The organism is Marinoscillum sp. (genome assembly GCF_040222955.1).
Taxonomy (GTDB): Bacteria; Bacteroidota; Bacteroidia; order Cytophagales; family Cyclobacteriaceae; genus Marinoscillum.
In genome coordinates this window covers 84709-103603 of record NZ_JAVKCA010000008.1, presented here as the reverse complement: position 1 = coordinate 103603, position 18895 = coordinate 84709, and the positions used below count along the sequence as shown (strand labels likewise).

General features: G+C 44.8%; 16 protein-coding genes, 1 tRNA gene and 1 other RNA gene. 12 read left to right on the top strand and 6 right to left on the bottom strand.

The window, feature by feature from the left end:
• The first annotated feature begins 85 nt into the window (after positions 1-85).
• From RIH33_RS06240 to RIH33_RS06220, 5 genes are all read left to right on the top strand, one after another.
• Positions 86-174: transfer RNA gene (locus RIH33_RS06240), tRNA-Ser, on the top strand.
• A 75-nt stretch (positions 175-249) separates the two neighbouring features.
• Complete coding sequence (locus tag RIH33_RS06235) at positions 250-1080, top strand: MotA/TolQ/ExbB proton channel family protein (RefSeq protein WP_159584926.1); 831 nt, start codon at positions 250-252, stop codon at positions 1078-1080.
• 20 nt (positions 1081-1100) lie between these two features.
• On the top strand, positions 1101-1412 hold the full coding sequence (locus RIH33_RS06230) for a hypothetical protein (RefSeq protein ID WP_406654157.1): 312 nt from the start codon (positions 1101-1103) through the stop codon (positions 1410-1412).
• Positions 1412-2047 carry an ExbD/TolR family protein gene (locus RIH33_RS06225; RefSeq protein ID WP_406654156.1) on the top strand — a complete coding sequence of 212 codons (636 nt, stop codon included), beginning with the start codon at positions 1412-1414 and terminating at the stop codon, positions 2045-2047. The genes RIH33_RS06230 and RIH33_RS06225 overlap by 1 nt, the downstream gene beginning before the upstream one ends.
• Positions 2048-2055: 8 nt before the next feature.
• Positions 2056-2517 (top strand): ExbD/TolR family protein, encoded by a 462-nt coding sequence (locus RIH33_RS06220; protein ID WP_406654154.1) that lies wholly within the window; start codon positions 2056-2058, stop codon positions 2515-2517.
• 56 nt (positions 2518-2573) lie between these two features.
• Here RIH33_RS06220 and RIH33_RS06215 read toward each other — a convergent pair whose 3' ends face one another.
• The 4 genes from RIH33_RS06215 to tsaD form a co-directional block, all read right to left on the bottom strand.
• Positions 2574-2984, bottom strand: coding sequence for a hypothetical protein (locus tag RIH33_RS06215; RefSeq protein ID WP_406654152.1), 411 nt, complete (start codon positions 2982-2984; stop codon positions 2574-2576).
• A 70-nt stretch (positions 2985-3054) separates the two neighbouring features.
• Positions 3055-3561 (bottom strand): HNH endonuclease, encoded by a 507-nt coding sequence (locus RIH33_RS06210; protein ID WP_406654150.1) that lies wholly within the window; start codon positions 3559-3561, stop codon positions 3055-3057.
• Between the two features lies 1 nt (position 3562).
• Entirely contained in the window at positions 3563-4030 is a 468-nt protein-coding gene (gene smpB, locus RIH33_RS06205; protein ID WP_406654148.1) for an SsrA-binding protein SmpB, read from the bottom strand.
• Positions 4031-4086: 56 nt separating this feature from the next.
• Entirely contained in the window at positions 4087-5094 is a 1008-nt protein-coding gene (tsaD, locus tag RIH33_RS06200; RefSeq protein ID WP_406654146.1) for a tRNA (adenosine(37)-N6)-threonylcarbamoyltransferase complex transferase subunit TsaD, read from the bottom strand.
• 21 nt (positions 5095-5115) lie between these two features.
• On the opposite strand from tsaD, the gene RIH33_RS06195 reads away from it, so the two are divergent.
• From RIH33_RS06195 to RIH33_RS06175, 5 genes are all read left to right on the top strand, one after another.
• Positions 5116-9624, top strand: coding sequence for a translocation/assembly module TamB domain-containing protein (locus RIH33_RS06195; RefSeq protein ID WP_406654144.1), 4509 nt, complete (start codon positions 5116-5118; stop codon positions 9622-9624).
• Between the two features lie 46 nt (positions 9625-9670).
• Positions 9671-10975, top strand: coding sequence for a cryptochrome/photolyase family protein (locus RIH33_RS06190; protein ID WP_406654143.1), 1305 nt, complete (start codon positions 9671-9673; stop codon positions 10973-10975).
• 33 nt (positions 10976-11008) lie between these two features.
• Complete coding sequence (locus RIH33_RS06185) at positions 11009-11407, top strand: hypothetical protein (protein ID WP_406654141.1); 399 nt, start codon at positions 11009-11011, stop codon at positions 11405-11407.
• 16 nt (positions 11408-11423) lie between these two features.
• Positions 11424-11828: RNase P RNA component class A (gene rnpB, locus RIH33_RS06180), an RNA gene on the top strand.
• Between the two features lie 18 nt (positions 11829-11846).
• Positions 11847-13004, top strand: coding sequence for a sigma-54-dependent transcriptional regulator (locus tag RIH33_RS06175; protein ID WP_406654139.1), 1158 nt, complete (start codon positions 11847-11849; stop codon positions 13002-13004).
• Between the two features lie 248 nt (positions 13005-13252).
• Here RIH33_RS06175 and RIH33_RS06170 read toward each other — a convergent pair whose 3' ends face one another.
• Positions 13253-14224 carry an acyl transferase gene (locus RIH33_RS06170; protein WP_406654137.1) on the bottom strand — a complete coding sequence of 324 codons (972 nt, stop codon included), beginning with the start codon at positions 14222-14224 and terminating at the stop codon, positions 13253-13255.
• 51 nt (positions 14225-14275) lie between these two features.
• Here RIH33_RS06170 and RIH33_RS06165 point away from each other — a divergent pair, with 51 nt between their 5' ends.
• On the top strand, positions 14276-15025 hold the full coding sequence (locus tag RIH33_RS06165) for a hypothetical protein (RefSeq protein WP_406654135.1): 750 nt from the start codon (positions 14276-14278) through the stop codon (positions 15023-15025).
• Positions 15026-15046: 21 nt separating this feature from the next.
• Here the strand turns inward: RIH33_RS06165 and RIH33_RS06160 are convergent, their stop codons facing one another.
• Positions 15047-17452 carry a thiamine pyrophosphate-dependent enzyme gene (locus RIH33_RS06160; RefSeq protein ID WP_406654133.1) on the bottom strand — a complete coding sequence of 802 codons (2406 nt, stop codon included), beginning with the start codon at positions 17450-17452 and terminating at the stop codon, positions 15047-15049.
• A gap of 276 nt (positions 17453-17728) precedes the next feature.
• Here RIH33_RS06160 and ald point away from each other — a divergent pair, with 276 nt between their 5' ends.
• A complete protein-coding gene (gene ald, locus RIH33_RS06155; RefSeq protein WP_406654131.1) occupies positions 17729-18841 on the top strand; it encodes an alanine dehydrogenase in 1113 nt (370 codons plus the stop codon).
• Positions 18842-18895 lie beyond the last annotated feature (54 nt).

Below are 18895 nucleotides of genomic sequence, written 5' to 3'. Positions count from 1 at the left end.
ATCTGCTAATTGCATTTAAAATTTGCATAAGCTTAATTTTCTTGATTTATTTGTTGCCCTGTATAAAAAAATTCAAGTGAATTTAGGAGAGGTGGCCGAGTGGTTGAAGGCGCACGCCTGGAAAGTGTGTATACTCTTCACGGGGTATCGAGGGTTCGAATCCCTCTCTCTCCGCGAGTTCTTGAATAATTGATATATTTACGGATTGAAAAATAAATAAAAACTTAACCGAAGACGACCACACAGATTATGAAACAGTTATTTACTCTTTTGATGTTAGCAGGTGTTTTCACCTTTTCTTCAGTGAATGCATTCGCACAAGATAGCCCCGATGTAGCATCGGATACTATAGCGGCTGAAGCTGATTCCGTTGAGGCTCCTGTAGAGGAAGAGCCAGTGGCGGCTGTTGTTGAAGAAATTGTTGAACCTGAAGAAGAGGCTGACGCAACCTTCCACCAAGTAGTGAAAGAACAATTTATCGATGGTGGACCAGAATTCATGGGGATCGTATTGCTTTGTTTGATCCTCGGATTGGCTGTTGCAATCGAAAGAATCATTCACCTCAACCTGGCTACTACCAATGTTAAAAAATTATTGACCAGTGTAGAAAGTGCGTTGTCTTCAGGTGGCGTAGAGGCTGCCAAAGAAGTTTGCAGAAACACCAGAGGGCCTGTAGCGTCGATCTTTGTACAAGGAATGATGAGAATGTCAGAAGGTATTGAAATGGTTGAAAAATCAATCATTGCTTACGGTTCTGTGGAGATGGGTAAATTAGAAAGAGGAATGGTTTGGATTTCCCTTTTCATCTCTCTGGCTCCTATGCTTGGTTTCATGGGTACGGTAATAGGTATGATCGGTGCATTTGATGCCATCGCAGAGGCTGGAGACGTTTCTCCTTCACTTGTGGCGGGAGGTATTAAAGTAGCCCTTTTGACTACTGTTGCTGGTTTGATCGTTGCTGTAATCCTTCAGCTTTTCTACAACTACCTGGTGTCTAAAATCGATTCTTTGGTAAATAGTATGGAAGATGCTTCTATATCTCTTGTAGATATATTGGTGAAGCATAATCTTTCTAAATAATATTTAAACTAGACAGACACATGGATATCATAGATGTAGGGCTATACGCCAGTTATATTTTAATCGTGCTCTGTGCTTTGGCTGCAATAATCATTCCTTTGGCTCAGTCCATAGGTGATCCACAGTCACTCATAAAGTCAGGGATCGGACTAGGCGCACTTTTAGTGGTGTTTTTAATCGGATATATTATTGCGGGCTCAGATACAGGCTCTGCGGACATCACTGAAAGCACTTCGAAGCTAGTAGGTGGAGGAATCATATCAATGTATATATTCTTCTTCATTGCGCTGGCAGGGATTGTTTATACTGAAATCTCAAAATTGATTAAGTAATGCCAAGAGGTAAAAAACGACCACTACCTGAGGTTAGCTCAGGGTCTATGGCGGACATAGCGTTTCTCTTGCTCATTTTCTTTTTGGTAACTACTACCATAGCAAATGACAAAGGGATTACGCTCTTGCTTCCTCCAAAGCCAGACCCCAATGAGCCACCACCAGAGGTGACGAAAAACGATAAGAATATCTATAAGATTCTTGCCAACTCAAGCGACCAGTTATTGGTGGAAGATGAGCCATACAAGGGGACTATGGAAGATCTGAAGAAAGAGGTTAAGGAGTTCGTTTTGAACTTTGGCGACCCGACGGAAGAAGGGATAATAGTTTATAACAGCTTACCATCAGCCATGAAGGCTGAGGTGAACAGATTCGGAAAGCGGCTTGATTCATCAGACGATCCTACGGAATGTGTGGTGTCCTTCAAATCTGCCCGAGGTACGAGCTATGAACTATATATCAACGTACTGGATGCAATCAACGGTGCCTACAATGAAATCTATGCTCAGAGAGTAGGGATTTCGGTAGAGGAGTGGTTAGCATTGGACAAGGATGACGATATTCAAAAGGATATGTACGATCGGGCAAGATCTAACATACCCCGGGCGATATCAATTGCTGAACCTGATAAATAATTTGAAGCATGTCTAAATTTAAGAAGAGTTCGAATACGCAACAGGAAATACCTACTGCCGCTCTACCTGATATTATTTTCATGCTCTTGTTTTTCTTCATGGTAACCACCGTGATGAGAGAGACTGATATCATGGTGAAACAGCAGCTTCCTCGTGCAACGCAGTTGACTAAGATTGAAAGAAAGTCCCTGGTGAGTTATATCTACATTGGTGAGCCGAAAAATACTTCTCAGTATGGAGATGAGCCAAAGATTCAGACGAATGATGTCTTTGTGGATGCAAATGAAATTGTTCAGTTTGTGAGCCAGGAAAAAGACAAACTTTCAGAAGTGGAACGCGACCAGATCACCATGTCTATGAAAGTGGATGTGGAGGTGAAGATGGGGATTGTATCTGATGTACAGCAGGAGCTAAGAGAAGCTAACGCCAGAAAGGTGCTATACAGTTCTGTCAAGAAAGCTGAGATTTAATACGAGTACTACTCGATAAAGCATAGAAAACCTGAAGGCAATCCTTCAGGTTTTTTTTATTGCTTCTGTTTCTCCAGCCAGTCGGTAAATTCACCACGGATATCGTCCAGTTGTCTTCCGGCATCCTCATAAACTTCTTTGGCCTCCTTGCTTACTCGCTTGAGGTCTTTTTCAGAAGTGTTTTTTACTCGTTTGATCATCCTGCGGACTTTGATTCGTTCAGCCTGGAGCTTTTCAATGGCTTTGTAGGTTTGAAACCGCGCATCCTCGGCCAATTCACCAGCTCCTTCCTGGAGGTCAGCTATTTTCTTCTCCAGATCTTCTTTTGTGTCTTCCAGGTTTTTCTCCAATACCTGCTTTGAGAGAGGCTCCTCTGCGCGGGATTCCTCTGAGCGGGATTCCGTAGTTTGACACGAAATACATAGGACAATTAAAGGAATGAGTAAAGAAGATTTTAATAACTTCATGGGATTGGTTTTAATGTGATCGTAGTACGAACCTACAAATATTGAACAATTTATTCTTTCTAAGTCATCGTCAGGCTATTGCCTTCCTTTCCAGATAGGGTATCCAGTCCTCCCGCAGGCTCTTGGTGGTAGATCTTAAGAACATCACGTAAGAGGGCCTCACAGGCATGCTGGAGAGCTTCAGTCCCACATCCTCGGGTCTGTAGTCACCCTTTCGCGCATTGCAGTGCTTGCAGGCCGTGACCAGGTTGGTCCAGGATGACTTTCCCCCTTTAGATTTAGGGATCAGGTGATCAAGTGTCAGGTCCTTGCCGGTACCACAGTATTGGCAGGAAAACTGATCCCTCTTGAAGACATTGTGACGGGTGAGTATGACCCCTTTATATGGGACATTCACATACTTATGAATCTTAATCACCGAGGGGTACGGATACTCACGAGATACACTCCGCAGTGATTTTTCTTTCACGTGGCTGAGGGTGTCAGCTTTTTGGAGGAAGACCAGCAAAAATGCGCGCTCCACAGAGCATACTGTGAGGGGACTGAAATCCGCATTTAATACCAGTACAGTACTCATTTCAGATTTTTAACCGTTTGAGTTCCCTATCCTGATCTTTCTTTTTGATGCTATCTCTTTTATCAAAAAGTTTTTTACCTCTGGCCACAGCAATTTCCACTTTGGCAAATCCACGACTGTTGATGTACATCTTCGTTGGCACAATGGTCAACCCTTTTTCTTCTGTTTTGGTCTTTATTTTTTCTACTTCTTTCTTTTTGAGGAGGAGTTTGCGGTCACGAGTGATCTGGTGGTTGGCAAATGAGCTGTTGGAATACGGAGAGATGTTCATGCTCTTGATAAATACCTCGTCATTTTTGAGGTAACAATAGGCTTCCTGCACACTAGCCTTGCCCTCACGAATGGACTTGATTTCAGTGCCCTTCAATACAATACCTGCTTCATATTTGTCTATGAACTCATATTCAAAACTGGCTTTCCGATTTTTGATCGAAATGTTATTTGAAAAACGTGAGGTATTTTTTGTCATGGTTTACTGGTCAATTCTAAAAATAATGAAGTTGAAGGTGTAATGGAAAGTATTGGCTAGGAAAATGACATTCTCGGTTGAGGGCTATCCCGCAGCGAGCCTGTTTTGCCTGCTTTTAAATGGTAATAGCCGGCTGTAGCTATCATGGCCGCATTGTCAGTGCAGTACTCAAATTTTGGAATAAAAACCTTCCATCCATATTTATCGGCATCTGACAATAACCGATTCCTCAAGCCGCTGTTAGCAGAAACACCTCCGGCAATGGCTATGTTTTTTATTTGTTCTCTTTTAGCCGCCATTGTGAGTTTCACAAAGAGCATGTCTATCAGAGTGCCTTGCAGGCTGGCGGCCAAATCATTGATACTTTCGTCGATGAATCTGTTATTCTTTTTCATCTCATCTCTGAGGAAGTACATGAAGGCTGTTTTGATCCCGGAAAACGAATAATCAAGGTCTGGAATATCACTATGTGGAAAATTGAATTTTTTCGAATCTCCTGTTTTGGCCAGTTGATCTATCTTAGGTCCGCCCGGATATCCCACACCCAAAAGTTTGGCACATTTATCAAAAGCCTCACCAACAGCGTCATCTTTACTTTGGCCTATGATGTACATATCCAGATGGCTGTTTACCCTTACGATTTGAGTGTGCCCTCCACTTACGGTCAGGCATAGGAAGGGAAACTCAGGGATGGGATCTTCGATGAAGTGTGCCAGTACATGAGCCTGCATATGGTTAATGGGAATGATGGGTATATCCAGCGCCATGGCTGCGCTTTTGGCAAAGGAGCTCCCCACCAGCAGGGCACCGAGCAGTCCTGGTCCCTGTGTGTAGGCAATGGCATCTAAATCTGACATTTTTATATCGGCGGCCACCAATGCTTCGTTAATCACCGGAATGAGATTCTTTTGGTGTGCACGTGAGGCCAGTTCAGGGACTACCCCTCCGTAACTTTCATGGATGGATTGAGTTGCAATTATGTTATTGATTATTTTTCCATCTTTGCACACAGCAGCGGCGGTTTCATCGCAAGATGACTCTATACCTAATATCATGGTACTCATCAGAACAGAATTTTACGGGATTTGAAGGGAAAGATTACATTTAGAAGTGCGGTTGTTTTGCTCAGAAAGCTGATTTTCTGGTGCATCACTAGCATCGCTATTTTCCTGGTCATCTTGATTTTGCTCTTGCAAACTCCCTTCTTACAAAATTATATTGCCAACGAGGTGCTGGCGCTAATCAACGTAAACACCCGACAAACCGCAAAGTTTACAAACATTAACATCAAATGGTTTGATTTTGTGGAAATAAAAGGGCTGGAAGTAAAAGATTATCAGGATAATGTGATGATTTCGGCCAGTAACCTTCAGGTGGATTATCAGTTGGATCATCTGCTGGTAGAGGGAGATTTGTGGTTTGATCAGATTTATTTGAGAGATGGGGCACTGCATATGAAGAAGTATCAGGACACGCTCAATATCAACCTCATTGAGTTTATTAACGACCTGAGGGCACTAGCCCCTCAAAAGCAGGACACGCTGTCCAGACGTGCAGCTCCGAAATTGTCTCTTGGTAAAATCAGGCTTGACCAATTCCAGTTTTCTTATGACAATCAATTGAATGACAGCTTGCCTCAGGGGAAGTTTGATTATGGACATTTCTTATTGGAAATACCTGGAGCTACGTTTGCGGACTTTACGGTGGTGAGGGATACCATACAGACCGAGATCAGATCACTGGCCGCGAGGAATCCAGCAACCGGCCTTACGGTGGAAAGGTTGCAAACAAAGTTTACCCTGAATAGCCATGAAATAGACCTGAGTGATTTGGTGCTGGAAACTCAGCATTCCTATATTAAGGATCATTTCGGGCTGAAATATTCAGATTTTTCGGCCTTATCAGACTTTACTAACAGTGTATCGCTGGATGTGAATCTGGTGGACTCGCGCATTTCAAAGCGGGACCTTGCGTTTTTTGTTGACTTGCCTACAGATGATTTCGAAGTAAATATATCCACACAAATCTCTGGTCCCGTTCCGAGGCTTTCTTTGAGTAACCTTCAGTTGGATTTTGGAACAGGAACACACCTGGAGGGAAGTTTTGATTTCATGGGGCTACCCCTGATCGAAGAGACTTTTATAGACGCAAGGGTGAAAGAAGCCCTGATTTATCCACAGGATGTGCAGGTTTTCACAACTACCTCACTGAAGGAATTGGAAGATTTGGGTGAGATTAGTTTTTCTGGCCGGTTTTTGGGATTTACTAACGATTTTGTGGCCCATGCCTCTTTTGATACGAATGAGGGCAAAGTCTATTCTGATTTGAACCTGAAATTCCCCAGGGGATGGGCAGAGGCCAGCTACTCTGGAAAGCTGAAGCTCGACCACTTTAATGTGGGCAAAGTCATTGGGGATACGATGCTTGTGGGCAGGGTGAACCTGGAAGGAAAGATAGACGGTCAGGGCCTGACCCAGAAAAACGCAAAGTTCTATTTGGATGCAGAGGTGTTTAGGTCCGAAATCTTCGGGTACGAGTATGAGCGTATCACGGCCAATGGCCAATTTTCTTCTCAGTTTTTTGAGGGCAAACTGGAAATTACTGATCCTAACTGTAGGGTCTTTACCGAGGGGAGTGTAGACCTGAAGCAGGTGCCGGAAAAGGTAAAAATATTCTCAGAGATCGATACACTGGATCTTTTTGCGCTGGGCTTTACTAAGACCAAATGGAGAATCAACGGGCAGTTGGATGCTGACCTGAGCGGACTTAGCCTGGATAGTCTGCAGGGTAACGTGAGAATAGATAACCTGGGATTGAGATGGTCGGGGGATTCATTGAAACTCGATTCTGTGAAGCTCAGCTCCTCATTAGTAGGGCGGCACCGACTGATTGAACTTACCTTGCCAGAGCTGGAGGTTGAGTTGGAAGGTGATTTTTATTTCTCTCAGATATCCTCGGATTTTGAAACGATGGCTTCTGAACTGGAGGCTTATTTCAGTCCTGACTACTCCAGAGATCAGGAGAAAGTGCCGGCAGAGCATGCAATGAATAGTTATGCCATTGATTTTCAGGTCAGATACCGTGATATCTCCAGATATACCGACCTGGTCTTCGAAGAGGATTTTTATTTGTCCCCTCGGGGTGTACTTGAGGGCACCTATTACCAAAGGCAGAATGCCACATTATCTGTTTTCTCTGAAATAGACTCGGTGTATTTCAATGGGTTTTCCTTCAATCAGAATACCATCGATGTAAACTTGTCAAAGGACCTGGATTCGGCTGGGATCATTGCATCGGTTTTTGTGAACTCGCAAAAACAGGCTTGGAAAGACAACCCGCCTACAAAGAATTTATCCATTGAAGCCGTCTGGTTTAATAATAAAATTAGTTTCAATACAAGTATAGCTCAGCCTCAAAATAACAGTTCGGCAGATATAAATGGGGAAATGAAGCTACTGGACGATAGGATTACCTTCAATTTCCTGCCATCAAAATTGGTGGCTTTTGGTGAGCGATGGTATTTCAACCCCTATAATAAAATCACCCTCACAGAGAAGGAATTGTTCATTGACAGGATGGAGTTGTATCAAAATGATCAATCCATTCTTTTAAAAGGCACCTATACAGACAGTGCCGCCACTAACCTGAATTTGTCGTTTCAAAATTTTGACTTGCAGGCCCTGGGGGCGCTTCTTCCGGTTCGTCTCGGGGGTGTATTGGATGCCACCGTTGAGCTGATCAGGGAAGATTTGCTAAACCCTTTTATTCTTGATAGTGACCTGAAGGTAGATGCCTTCGAATTGAATGAATTTGTGGTGGGAAATGTATCTGGCAGATCCAAATGGAATCCAGCCAGGCGCGGACTGGAAGTGGATTTTGGCGTACAGAGGGAAGCCATTAACACCATTACCATCGGGGGCATGTATATTCCCGGAGACTCGGCGGAGCAGCTCGATGTTAAGGCCAGCTTCAATCAGGCCAATCTCCAATTGCTGGACCCATTCTTACAGGGCTTGTTTTCTGATATTGGCGGGCTCGCGGATGGAGAGATTGCAATCACCGGATCCACAAAGTACCCAATACTCAACGGCTCAAGCAGTGTTTCCAACGGGCGTTTTACATTTGACTATCTGGGCACCACTTACTCATTTGACGGGGATTTATCCTTCGACAACCAGGCGATTAATTTCAATGGGATCCGGCTCAGGGATCGTGATGATGACAGGGCCACTTTGAGCGGATCTATCTATCATCGTGGGTTTCGCGAACTCGAAGTGGATATCAACATGGCTGTGAGGGATTTTCAGCTGCTGAATACCACTGCTTCTGAAAATAGTCTGTACTACGGTACAGCCAATGCCACAGGGGATATCAGTGTCGTAGGGCCTGTGGAGGACCTGATCATTAAGGCCAAGGCCACCACGGAGAAAGGTACCAAACTATTCATACCCCTGTCAGAAAGCAGTGAGATCTCTCAAAAGGATTATATCTCCTTTGTGGATTTTTCTGACACCACCAGCACTTTTGATATAGATGAAATCGTCAAAAACAGCATTTCAGGCATTCGGTTGGATTTTGAAATTGATGTGACCCCAGATGCGTATGTTGAGTTGATTTTTGATATCAGGACTGGAGACATTATCCGAGGAAGGGGAAATGGCAACCTCAAAATGTTTTTGGATACAAACGGAGAATTTGAGCTTTTTGGTGATCTCAGTATTACTGAGGGCGCTTATAATTTCACCATTCCGGCGCTTGGCATAAGCAAGGAATTTACCGTTTCTTCCGGAAGCACTATTTCGTGGTACGGAGATCCATATTCGGGCATACTGAACCTCAATGCGAGTTACAGACAGTTAGCTTCTTTTGATGAGTTTGATGGAACCACCGATGCGGGTGCGGTCAGTCAAAAATATCCTGTGCTGGTAGTATTGAAACTACAGGGTGAAATGCTTTCCCCGCGTATCGATTTTGAGATCAGACTCGAGGATTCTCAGTCTTCGCCCACATCCGAAGTACAGCGGGCATTGAGTGTCATGAATAATAACGAACAGGAATTGAAGCGACAGGTCTTTAGCTTACTTATTCTCCGTAAGTTTTACAGGCAGTCCAGCTTCAATGTGGGTGGTAGTGATGTAGGTGGTAGTCTCAGTGAGTTCCTTTCCAATCAGTTTTCTTATTTCATTAGTCAGGTGGATGAAAACCTGGAGGTGGATGTAGACCTCTCTTCTCTTGATGCCAATGCCTTCAACACGTTCCAACTTCGCCTGTCCTATACCTTCATGGATGGGCGCCTGCGTGTAAGTGGTGGTGGAGCCATACCCAGCGGCGGAGCAGATGACCCCACCACAAATGACGTAATTGGCGATTGGTCCATTCGGTATTTGCTGACTCCTGATGGTCATTTCAGGGTGAAGGCTTTCAGCAAGACAGAGCAAATAGCTAACGATTTGCAAAGGGAAACCGGGGTGAGCTTTCAGTACATCAAGTCCTTTGATGATCTGCGAGAATTGCTCACCCGTACCCGTGAAGAAGCCATCTCCAGCAAGCCTAAAGATATGAGTAAGGAACGCGCAGCTAACGAGGAGGGATAATTGCCTCATTGTTTAAACTATTCCTGCCGGATCGGGTTTTCATGCCATGGCTAAGATTAATATTTTCTGGCACCGTAGAGATCTTAGGATCCATGATAACGCCGGGCTTCATTATGCTCTGACCGATGGACTTCCTGTTTTGCCCATTTTCATTTTTGATTCCAATATATTAGACGAATTGGAGGATAGGAATGATCCAAGGGTCACCTTCATACATGATCAGGTCACTAAGCTGCATGCTCACTATCACACTTACGGAAGCACCCTGCAGGTCTATTATGGCACTCCTGAGGAGGTTTTTAAATCGATCCTGGAGAATTATGAAGTCAATGGCGTTTTCACCAATCGTGATTATGAACCATATGCCACTGCGCGGGATTCTGCTTTGGAAAATAGTTTGAAAACCAAAGGCGTGGGTTTCTTCACTTTTAAAGATCAGGTCATTTTTGAAGCTGGTGAAATTCTTACCAAAGAAGGAGAACCGTACAAGGTTTTCACTCCTTATAAGAATAAATGGTTGGAAAAATTCCGTCAGCTGGGGGTGACGAAGTACGACTGTGAAGCCGACCTGAAAGCCCTCCTGACAATTGAGGGAAGGGAAATACCACCCCTGAGCCAGATGAAATTTGAACGTACCAAACTCAACTTACCTACCGCTGAAGTGAGTGATGCGTTAATTTCCAATTATGCATCTAAAAGAGACTTCCCTGCTGAGCATGGTACCTCCAGGATTGGAGTGCATTTGCGCTTTGGTACAGTGAGCATCAGGGACTTGGTTCGCAGGGCTCAGCAACTATCTGAAAGATGGCTCAGCGAGCTGATTTGGAGGGAATTTTATATGATGATATTGGCACACTACCCCAGAGTGACAGATCAGGCCTTCAAGCCACAATATGATCGCATTCCATGGCTCAATGATGAGACACAGTTTGACCAGTGGTGCCGTGGGATGACGGGCTATCCGCTGGTAGATGCGGGTATGCGTGAGTTGAATGCCACAGGATATATGCACAACAGGGTGAGAATGGTAGTTGCCAGTTTTCTGACTAAGCACCTCCTGATCGACTGGAGGTGGGGTGAGCGCTATTTTGCGGAGAAGCTCCTGGACTTTGAGTTGAGTAGTAACAATGGTGGCTGGCAGTGGGCAGCAGGTACAGGTACGGATGCACAACCCTATTTCAGGGTTTTTAACCCGCAAAGCCAGCAGGAGAAATTTGATCCGGAACTGAACTATATCAGACGTTGGGTGCCAGAGTATGGCAGCCCTGACTACCCCGACCCCATGGTTCCACATAAAGAAGCGCGCTTGCGCGCTATAGAAACCTACAAGCGGGCACTTTCTCAGAACTGATTTTTTTGTATATTTCCATAACCAAAAAACATCATGGACTTTAAAGATTTTAGTAAAAGATTTGCCAATAAAATTGGTGGAGAGTATCAGGAATATGATGACAACCATTCAATTTTTGTAATTCCCTTAAAGGACGAGCGATTCCAGACTGTGATAGCCCGGGTTGTGGACCACGAAAAATACAATCGAAAGACTGTACAGGTGACCTCCAAGGTATGCAGTGTGGATCATCCCATTGACTACCCGGCAGTATTGGAAGCAAGCAAGGATTTTGTACATACCAACTTCATTGTGGAGGATGGCTTTCTGAAGGTGGATACTTCCATATTTTTGGATCACACAGATGAGGGTCTTATCGAAGAGATGATCACAGAGGTGGCTTATACCGCCGATGAGTGGGAGTTTAAAATTACCGGTCAGGATGTCTTCTGATTTATCTATTTTTGCCATTGCAAGTCGGCTCATCGCTCTGATCCCATAATTACAGGAGTCAGAGAGGAAAGTCCGGGCAGCGTAGAGCACCGCACTTCCTAACAGGAAGGCGCTAATTCAGGAATGGATAAGCGACAGATAGTGCCACAGAAAACAAACTTCCCTTTTGATTTTTTCGATTGGGTAAAGGTGAAAAGGTGAGGTAAGAGCTCACCGGCTCTTGTGTGAGCAAGGGTGCATGGTAAACCTTGCGGGCTGAAAGGCCAAATAGGTTCTGCTCTAAGGGTTGCTCGCCCAAATGCAGAATGGGTAGGCTGATGGATCCTGATGGTGACGTCAGGGCTAGATAAATGATGAGCATTCTGTTTTGGTATATTGCCGGAGCAGGATACAGGACCCGGCTTATAGACTTGCTTTTTTTATTTTTAACTCATTTTACATGTCTCATATATTGATTGTTGACGATGAAAAAACCATTCGTCAAGCCCTGAAAGATATCCTTGAGGATGAATCTTATGAAGTGAGTGAAGCCCCGGACGGTGAGGCTGCCTGGGCGTTGCTGGAGGAGCAAAGCTTTGATGCGGTGCTCTGCGATATCAAGATGCCTAAAATGGATGGAGTAGAGCTTCTCTCCAAAGCCATGGAGAGTGGTATTGATGTTCCTTTCATTATGATTTCGGCTCACGGGACTATAGAGACGGCTGTAGACGCCACCAAGAAAGGAGCGTTTGACTTTATTCAGAAGCCCCCGGACCTGAACAGACTGTTACTCACTGTCAGGAATGCGCTCAGCAATTCTACCCTGCAGACTGAGACTAAAAGACTGAAGAAAAAGATTAACAGTCGGTATGATATCGTTGGAGAGTCAGCAGGAATTGTTGAGATCAAAGAAACCATTGAAAAAGTGGCGCCTACTGAGGCAAGGGTATTGATCACAGGAGAAAATGGTACGGGAAAAGAGCTTGTGGCCAGGTGGCTCCATGAAAAGAGTCAGCGCAGTGCCGGTCCGATGATCGAAGTGAACTGTGCCGCAATCCCGTCAGAGCTTATTGAGAGTGAGTTGTTTGGCCACGAAAAGGGGTCATTTACCTCAGCGCACAAGCAAAGAAGTGGGAAATTTGAGCAAGCTCAGGGTGGAACCCTTTTTTTAGATGAAATAGGTGATATGAGTCTGTCAGCTCAGGCCAAAGTGCTTCGGGCGCTTCAGGAAAACCAGATTACCCGTGTAGGTGGGGATAAAAACATTAAGGTGGACGTCAGGGTGCTGGCGGCTACCAACAAGGATCTGAGGAAAGAAATTGAGGCTGGAAGGTTTAGGGAAGACTTATATCACCGGCTGAGCGTGATGATCATACATGTGCCTGCATTGAGGGATAGGAGTGATGATATTCCTTTGCTGGTGGATCATTTTCTCAATCAGGTGTCTCAGGAGTATGGCACGGCCCCCAAGAAGATTGGGTCAGAGGCTATTGAATTACTTCAAAAGTACAAATGGACAGGAAACATACGAGAACTTCGTAACATCGTTGAGCGACTGATTATTATGTCAAATGCTCAGATTACGAAGGAGGATGTGATAAAATACGTAGAGATTTAAGGGCTTATACCTTGGCCGCTTCTTCAACAAGCTGCTGCTCAACATCTACGTTAGCGTATGTTGGGCATGTCTTTTGGGTACAGGCTGAAAAACCTAATATTACGAGTGCGATAATTACAAATTTCAATTTCATGAGCGGCTTTATTTTTCTAAAAGGATAGAACACTCTGGTTGGTTACCTTTCTCAAAAATATCACTTACTTTAGTTCTAAACAAAAAAAATCACCTAATTGTCGGCATTAATATTATTATACCAAGAGGTTGCATCCCCTCACATCTGAGTTATCAAAGCGACCAAGTACCTCAAAATGACCCGTTTTACTCTCCAATCCAAGGTCTTTGGTTTCCAGAAATGAACATGAATTTATGTTGGCCAGGTCAATAATGTTCAGGCCTCCGGTTCGCCCGGCAGGCAGAAAAGTGAATGGGTCATTGATGTCTCTTATCAGTGCCCTGGCCCATGGGGGGAAAGCGAACTGCCCTTCTACTGCATAAGCCTGGGAGGTAAGTTCAGTCATGCCGTATTCAGAGTGAATGTGTGATGCGGAGAAGTTCTTCATTAGTACCTCATGTAGTTCAGTTCGGATCATTTCTTTCCTTCGCCCTTTCATGCCGCCGGTCTCCATTATGATCAGGTTGTCGGCAGAAAGCCTTGTTTCATCCGTCACGTCTAGTAATGCATAGGATACCCCAATGAGCAACTTTTTGCGGTCTGAGGAGTTAATTGCTTGCCGAAGAAATGAATGATCTCCCAGATAGTAAGCGCTGGAGGGGTGGCTGTGGCGCATAAAGTGATCCACCATGCTAATCAGGGAGGAGTCTCCTTGCTCCAGATAGGAGGGAAGGAGCGCCATGATCTCTATAGACGGGAGAGGGCCGTAATGGCTTTCAAAAATTACCTGAGCTATCTGATGATAGAAGCTCAGATCGCGCACATGATGCTCACTTCTTTGCATTCCTGTGGTGCCGCTGCTCATGAAAACCTTCTCCGGCTCCCATTGTCCGGTCATCACCTGATGGGTTTTGAAAAACTCAATGGGTAAAAAAGGAATATCTTGTAAAGAGTGAACGTTATCCGGGGATTTTCCGAGATGCTGGCAGTAAATTTGATAGGTAGGGTTGTGGAAGTACTGATAGGCAAAGACCTCCAGTGCATTGATCTGAAAATTTTCGGGCTGAATAGAAAATATTTTGGATTTGAAATTTTCGTAATCAAACATCGGTTATATCCACAATAAGGGAAAGAAATAATAGTTTTGTCTTTAACGAGTATGAACCTGAGAAAAGCTCAAATATCTATAATTTTAATCACACTGCTGGTCAGTGCTTGTTTTCCGCCACCAGAATTTCCGGACATTCCCAGTATTCGCTTCAGCAGCCTTCAGTACATTGACTATGAGACTGCCAGGGATTCCATGGTATTGAAATTTGAGTTTGAGGATGGCGATGGAGACATTGGTCTTACCGCAGATGAGATTTTCACGCCCTACCACCCATTCAATATTGTCATTGATTCCCGGGATTCCGTGGTTCGATATTCTGACCCGCTCGTGGAGCCACCTCTTTATCTCGTAGATCCATTAAAAAACGTTACACCTTTTAGTGAAACGGATAACAGGCCCCCCTTTAATTGCAGTAGCTATCAGGTAGGGGATTATGAAGACATTGGTAGTGATACTTTTTACATTCAAAAAAACCCATTTCACAACAACCTTCATATTGAATTTTTGAGGAAGAAAAATGGTGCATACACCAAAATAGATTTTGCTTCCGAATTTGGTAATGCGAGTTGCGATGTGGTAGATTTTAATGGGCGTATTCCCATTTTTGACCGGGAAAACATTGGCCGCTCTTTGAGTGGTACCATTAGCTACGCCATGCTTTCAGCGGGCTTCCCGATAATTCTTCGGGCAGACACTTTTAAGGTCAAATTCTACATCTACGATCGGGATTTGAATAAAAGCAATGAGGTAGAATCACCGGATCTTACCCTCAGCAAGATTACCCTCAACAGAGACTAAAACCAGAGATCGAATCACAGGCTACAAAATAGCCTTATACCGATCAGGATTTATCTCATTCATCAACGCATAGATTTTCTCAAATACATCTTCCGTGCTCGGCTTCGAGAAGTAATCTCCATCCGTACCATAGGCAGGTCGGTGCTCCTGGGCAGTGATGGTGATGGGCTTTGAGTCCAGGTGGAAGTATCCACCATCCCTTTCCAGTACGTTTTGCATCATGAAAGCCGAGGCACCACCAGGCACATCTTCATCAATGAAGGCAATTTTGTTGGTTTTCTTCAGTGACTCTACAATGTCCTTGTTTCGGTCAAACGGAAGAAGGGTCTGCACGTCGATGACCTCACATGAGATATTGAAATCACTCAGTTGCTGGGCGGCATCCATCACGATACGGCACATGCTGCCATAAGTGACCAGTGTGATGTCCGTGCCCTCGCGGAGGGTTTCCGGAATCCCAAGGGGCACCTTGATCTCTCCAATGTTTTGGGGCATTTTTTCTTTCAGACGGTAACCATTGAGAGATTCGATGATCAGGGCCGGATCGTCAGCGTCCATCAGTGTATTGTAAAATCCTGCAGCTTGGGTCATGTTTCTGGGCACCAGCACGTGTATACCACGCAGAGAATTGATGATCATCCCCATGGGAGATCCGCTGTGCCATACACCTTCCAGTCGGTGCCCTCTGGTACGAATGATGAGTGGCGCCTTTTGGCCTCCTTTCATGCGGTAATGAAGGCTGGCCAGATCATCTGATAGGGTCTGGAGCGCATAAATCAGGTAGTCGAGGTACTGGATTTCAGCAATAGGCCTCAGGCCTCTCAGGGAGGCCCCAATGCCTTGCCCAATGATAGTGAGCTCGCGAATTCCAGTGTCTGTAATTCTGATTTCCCCGTATTTTTCCTGCAGGCCGGCGAATCCTTGATTTACGTCGCCAATCTTACCAACATCTTCTCCAAAGGCGATCACCCGTGGGTCGCGCTCAAAAAGCGCATCAAAGCAGGCCTGAACAACTTCTCGTCCGTCCACCAGTTTGGATTCTTCTCCAAAGACCGGGGCCACAGCTTCCGTATTTAAAGGCGATTCTGCAGACTGGCTGTAGAGATGTGAACTGTATTCGTCTTTGTATTTTTGCTGCTTTTCTTTCAGCCAATCCTGAAGTCGCTTCTTTTCTTCAGAGTTATTGTCAGTCAGGTACCTGAGGCTCTTTCTTACAGCTTTCACAATGTCAGCTTTTAGGGCATTCAGGGAGCTTTTCAGGTCATTTTTTATTTGCTGCAGGATCTTATTGTTGTCGGAGGTCAGTGCAGCTTTTCCGATCAATTCGATCGCCTGGTTAAGGTCTTCTTTGATCTCGCTCATGTAATCCTTCCAGGCATTTTCACGTGCCTTTTTAGCCCTGGCTTTGGCTTCTTTTTCCAGTGTATCCAGCTCGGTGGCCGAAGCGATTCCTTCTTCTTCCATCCATTTGCGCATCTTCAGGAGGCAGTCATGTCCTTTCTCCCATTCCAGTCGGTCTTTAGGCTTGTAGCGCTCATGTGAGCCGGATGTCGAATGTCCCTGGGGCTGTGTGAGTTCTTCCACATGCACCAGACAAGGTACATGCTCTTCCCTGGCTATTTTCACAGCCTTGCGGTAGGTCTCTATCAGGGCGGGATAGTCCCATCCCTTTACGGCAAATATCTCTATTCCGGCCTGGTCTTCGGTACGCTGAAAGCCCGCCAGTGCCTTAGAGATAGATTCTTTAGTGGTGTGATATTTTTGTGGAACGGAAATTCCGTATCCGTCATCCCAGACCGACATCACCATGGGGATTTGTAGCACCCCGGCGGCATTCATGGCTTCAAAAAAGTGACCTTCTGAGGTAGAAGCATTCCCGATGGTGCCAAAGGCCACTTCATTTCCATTGATGGAAAAATCTTTATAATCTTTGAGGTTTGGGTTATTTCTGTAGAGTTTGGAAGCCCATCCCAAGCCTATCAGGCGAGGCATTTGCGCGGCAGTAGGAGAGATGTCAGAGCTGCTGTTTTTGATGTCTGTCAAGGTGCGCCACTCTCCTTTGGAGTTAATGGATCGGGTGCCGAAGTGCCCGTTCATCATTCGTCCGGCAGAAGCAGGTTCTGCCGCCACATCTGTATGCGCATAAAGCTGCGCAAAAAACTGCTGGGAGGTCACCTGGCCGATGGCCATGACGAACGTTTGGTCACGGTAATATCCCGATCTCCAGTCTCCATTTTGAAAGTATTTGGCCGCAGCGATCTGTGCGAGTTCTTTCCCGTCACCAAAAATTCCAAATTTGGCCTTGCCCATAAAGACCTCCTTACGCCCAATCAAACTATCCTCACGGCTTTCAATAGCCAGGGCATAATCTGCGAGTATTTCTGCTTTTTTCAGGTTGGTCTTCTTGCTGGTTTTCACGGGACTCATAGGAAGAATTTATGTAAAAATGAGAATGAAAAAGAACTATCACAAATCTAATAAATTAGCGGGAATTTTCTTTGAAATAACGATATAAAGTTACTGAAAGGAGGAGTTTAATCGTTTTCATAAAATATAATATTCCGAATTGGAGCATTAAACAGAATATTATTTCAATAAAGGATATAAGGGTGATTGCTTCTATCGAATTTCAAAACGGCTAATTATTTGTGATTTGGGCCATTTATCTTTGCTCAAATAAACACCCAAATTTGACTCAAAATTATGATTATCGGCGTTCCAAAGGAGATTAAAAACAACGAAAACAGAGTGGCTGTCACCCCTGCAGGTGTCATTGAACTTTCTAAAAACGGACATCAAGTATATGTACAATCTACCGCCGGTCTGGGTAGTGGGTTTACAGATGAGCAATATGAAGAGGCTGGAGCCACGGTGCTCCCCACCATAGAGGAGACTTATGCCATCGCTGAGATGATCATGAAAGTAAAGGAGCCAATAGAGCCTGAATATAAGCTGATTAAGAAGGATCAGTTGGTGTTCACCTATTTCCATTTTGCTTCTTACGAGCCGCTGACTAAAGCCATGATGGCGAGTGGGGCGGTTTGTCTTGCCTATGAGACCGTAGAGAAACCAGACAGATCTCTGCCTCTTTTGGTGCCTATGTCTGAAGTAGCCGGTAGAATGTCCATTCAGGAAGGAGCCAAATACCTGGAGAAACCTATGGGTGGAAGAGGTATTTTACTCGGAGGTGTACCAGGTGTTCGTCCTGCCAAGGTTTTGATCCTGGGTGGTGGAGTGGTTGGTACCAATGCGGCGAAAATGGCTGCGGGTATGGGTGCAGATGTCACTATTATGGATGTGAGCCTGCCGAGATTGCGATACCTCGATGACGTAATGCCTGCCAACGTGAATACATTCATGTCCAATGAGTTCAATATTCGCGAACTGATCAGAAACCATGACCTCATCGTAGGTGCAGTATTGATACCAGGTGCCAAGGCACCTCACCTGATCACACGAGATATGCTGAAGGAAATGAACCCTGGTACAGTTCTGGTGGATGTAGCAGTGGATCAGGGTGGATGTATCGAAACCTGCCGACCTACCACACATCAGGATCCTACCTATGTGATTGATGGTATCCTGCACTACTGTGTGGCCAACATGCCAGGAGCTGTGCCGTATACCTCTACATTGGCACTTACAAATGCTACCCTCCCATACGCCATGCAGCTGGCGAATAAAGGATGGAAAAAGGCATGTCAGGACAATAGAGAATTACTTCTTGGTCTGAATGTCATCAACGGAGAAATTGTATACGAAGGGGTAGCAAAAGCCTTCAATCTTCCTTTTGCTCCGGCTGAGAAATTTTTGTAGAAATAAAGCTTTGGTTAATAGAAGTGAAGGGTGTCGCATTGACACCCTTTTTTT

What these genes read in the sequence shown, in the direction of transcription:
- RIH33_RS06235 (WP_159584926.1), top strand. Translation starts at nt 250, where the DNA reads ATGAAACAGTTATTTACTCTTTTGATGTTAGCAGGTGTTTTCACCTTT.
- RIH33_RS06230 (WP_406654157.1), top strand. Translation starts at nt 1,101, where the DNA reads ATGGATATCATAGATGTAGGGCTATACGCCAGTTATATTTTAATCGTG.
- RIH33_RS06225 (WP_406654156.1), top strand. Translation starts at nt 1,412, where the DNA reads ATGCCAAGAGGTAAAAAACGACCACTACCTGAGGTTAGCTCAGGGTCT.
- RIH33_RS06220 (WP_406654154.1), top strand. Translation starts at nt 2,056, where the DNA reads ATGTCTAAATTTAAGAAGAGTTCGAATACGCAACAGGAAATACCTACT.
- RIH33_RS06215 (WP_406654152.1), bottom strand. Translation starts at nt 2,984, where the DNA reads ATGAAGTTATTAAAATCTTCTTTACTCATTCCTTTAATTGTCCTATGT.
- RIH33_RS06210 (WP_406654150.1), bottom strand. Translation starts at nt 3,561, where the DNA reads ATGAGTACTGTACTGGTATTAAATGCGGATTTCAGTCCCCTCACAGTA.
- smpB (WP_406654148.1), bottom strand. Translation starts at nt 4,030, where the DNA reads ATGACAAAAAATACCTCACGTTTTTCAAATAACATTTCGATCAAAAAT.
- tsaD (WP_406654146.1), bottom strand. Translation starts at nt 5,094, where the DNA reads ATGAGTACCATGATATTAGGTATAGAGTCATCTTGCGATGAAACCGCC.
- RIH33_RS06190 (WP_406654143.1), top strand. Translation starts at nt 9,671, where the DNA reads ATGGCTAAGATTAATATTTTCTGGCACCGTAGAGATCTTAGGATCCAT.
- RIH33_RS06185 (WP_406654141.1), top strand. Translation starts at nt 11,009, where the DNA reads ATGGACTTTAAAGATTTTAGTAAAAGATTTGCCAATAAAATTGGTGGA.
- RIH33_RS06175 (WP_406654139.1), top strand. Translation starts at nt 11,847, where the DNA reads ATGTCTCATATATTGATTGTTGACGATGAAAAAACCATTCGTCAAGCC.
- RIH33_RS06170 (WP_406654137.1), bottom strand. Translation starts at nt 14,224, where the DNA reads ATGTTTGATTACGAAAATTTCAAATCCAAAATATTTTCTATTCAGCCC.
- RIH33_RS06165 (WP_406654135.1), top strand. Translation starts at nt 14,276, where the DNA reads ATGAACCTGAGAAAAGCTCAAATATCTATAATTTTAATCACACTGCTG.
- RIH33_RS06160 (WP_406654133.1), bottom strand. Translation starts at nt 17,452, where the DNA reads ATGAGTCCCGTGAAAACCAGCAAGAAGACCAACCTGAAAAAAGCAGAA.
- ald (WP_406654131.1), top strand. Translation starts at nt 17,729, where the DNA reads ATGATTATCGGCGTTCCAAAGGAGATTAAAAACAACGAAAACAGAGTG.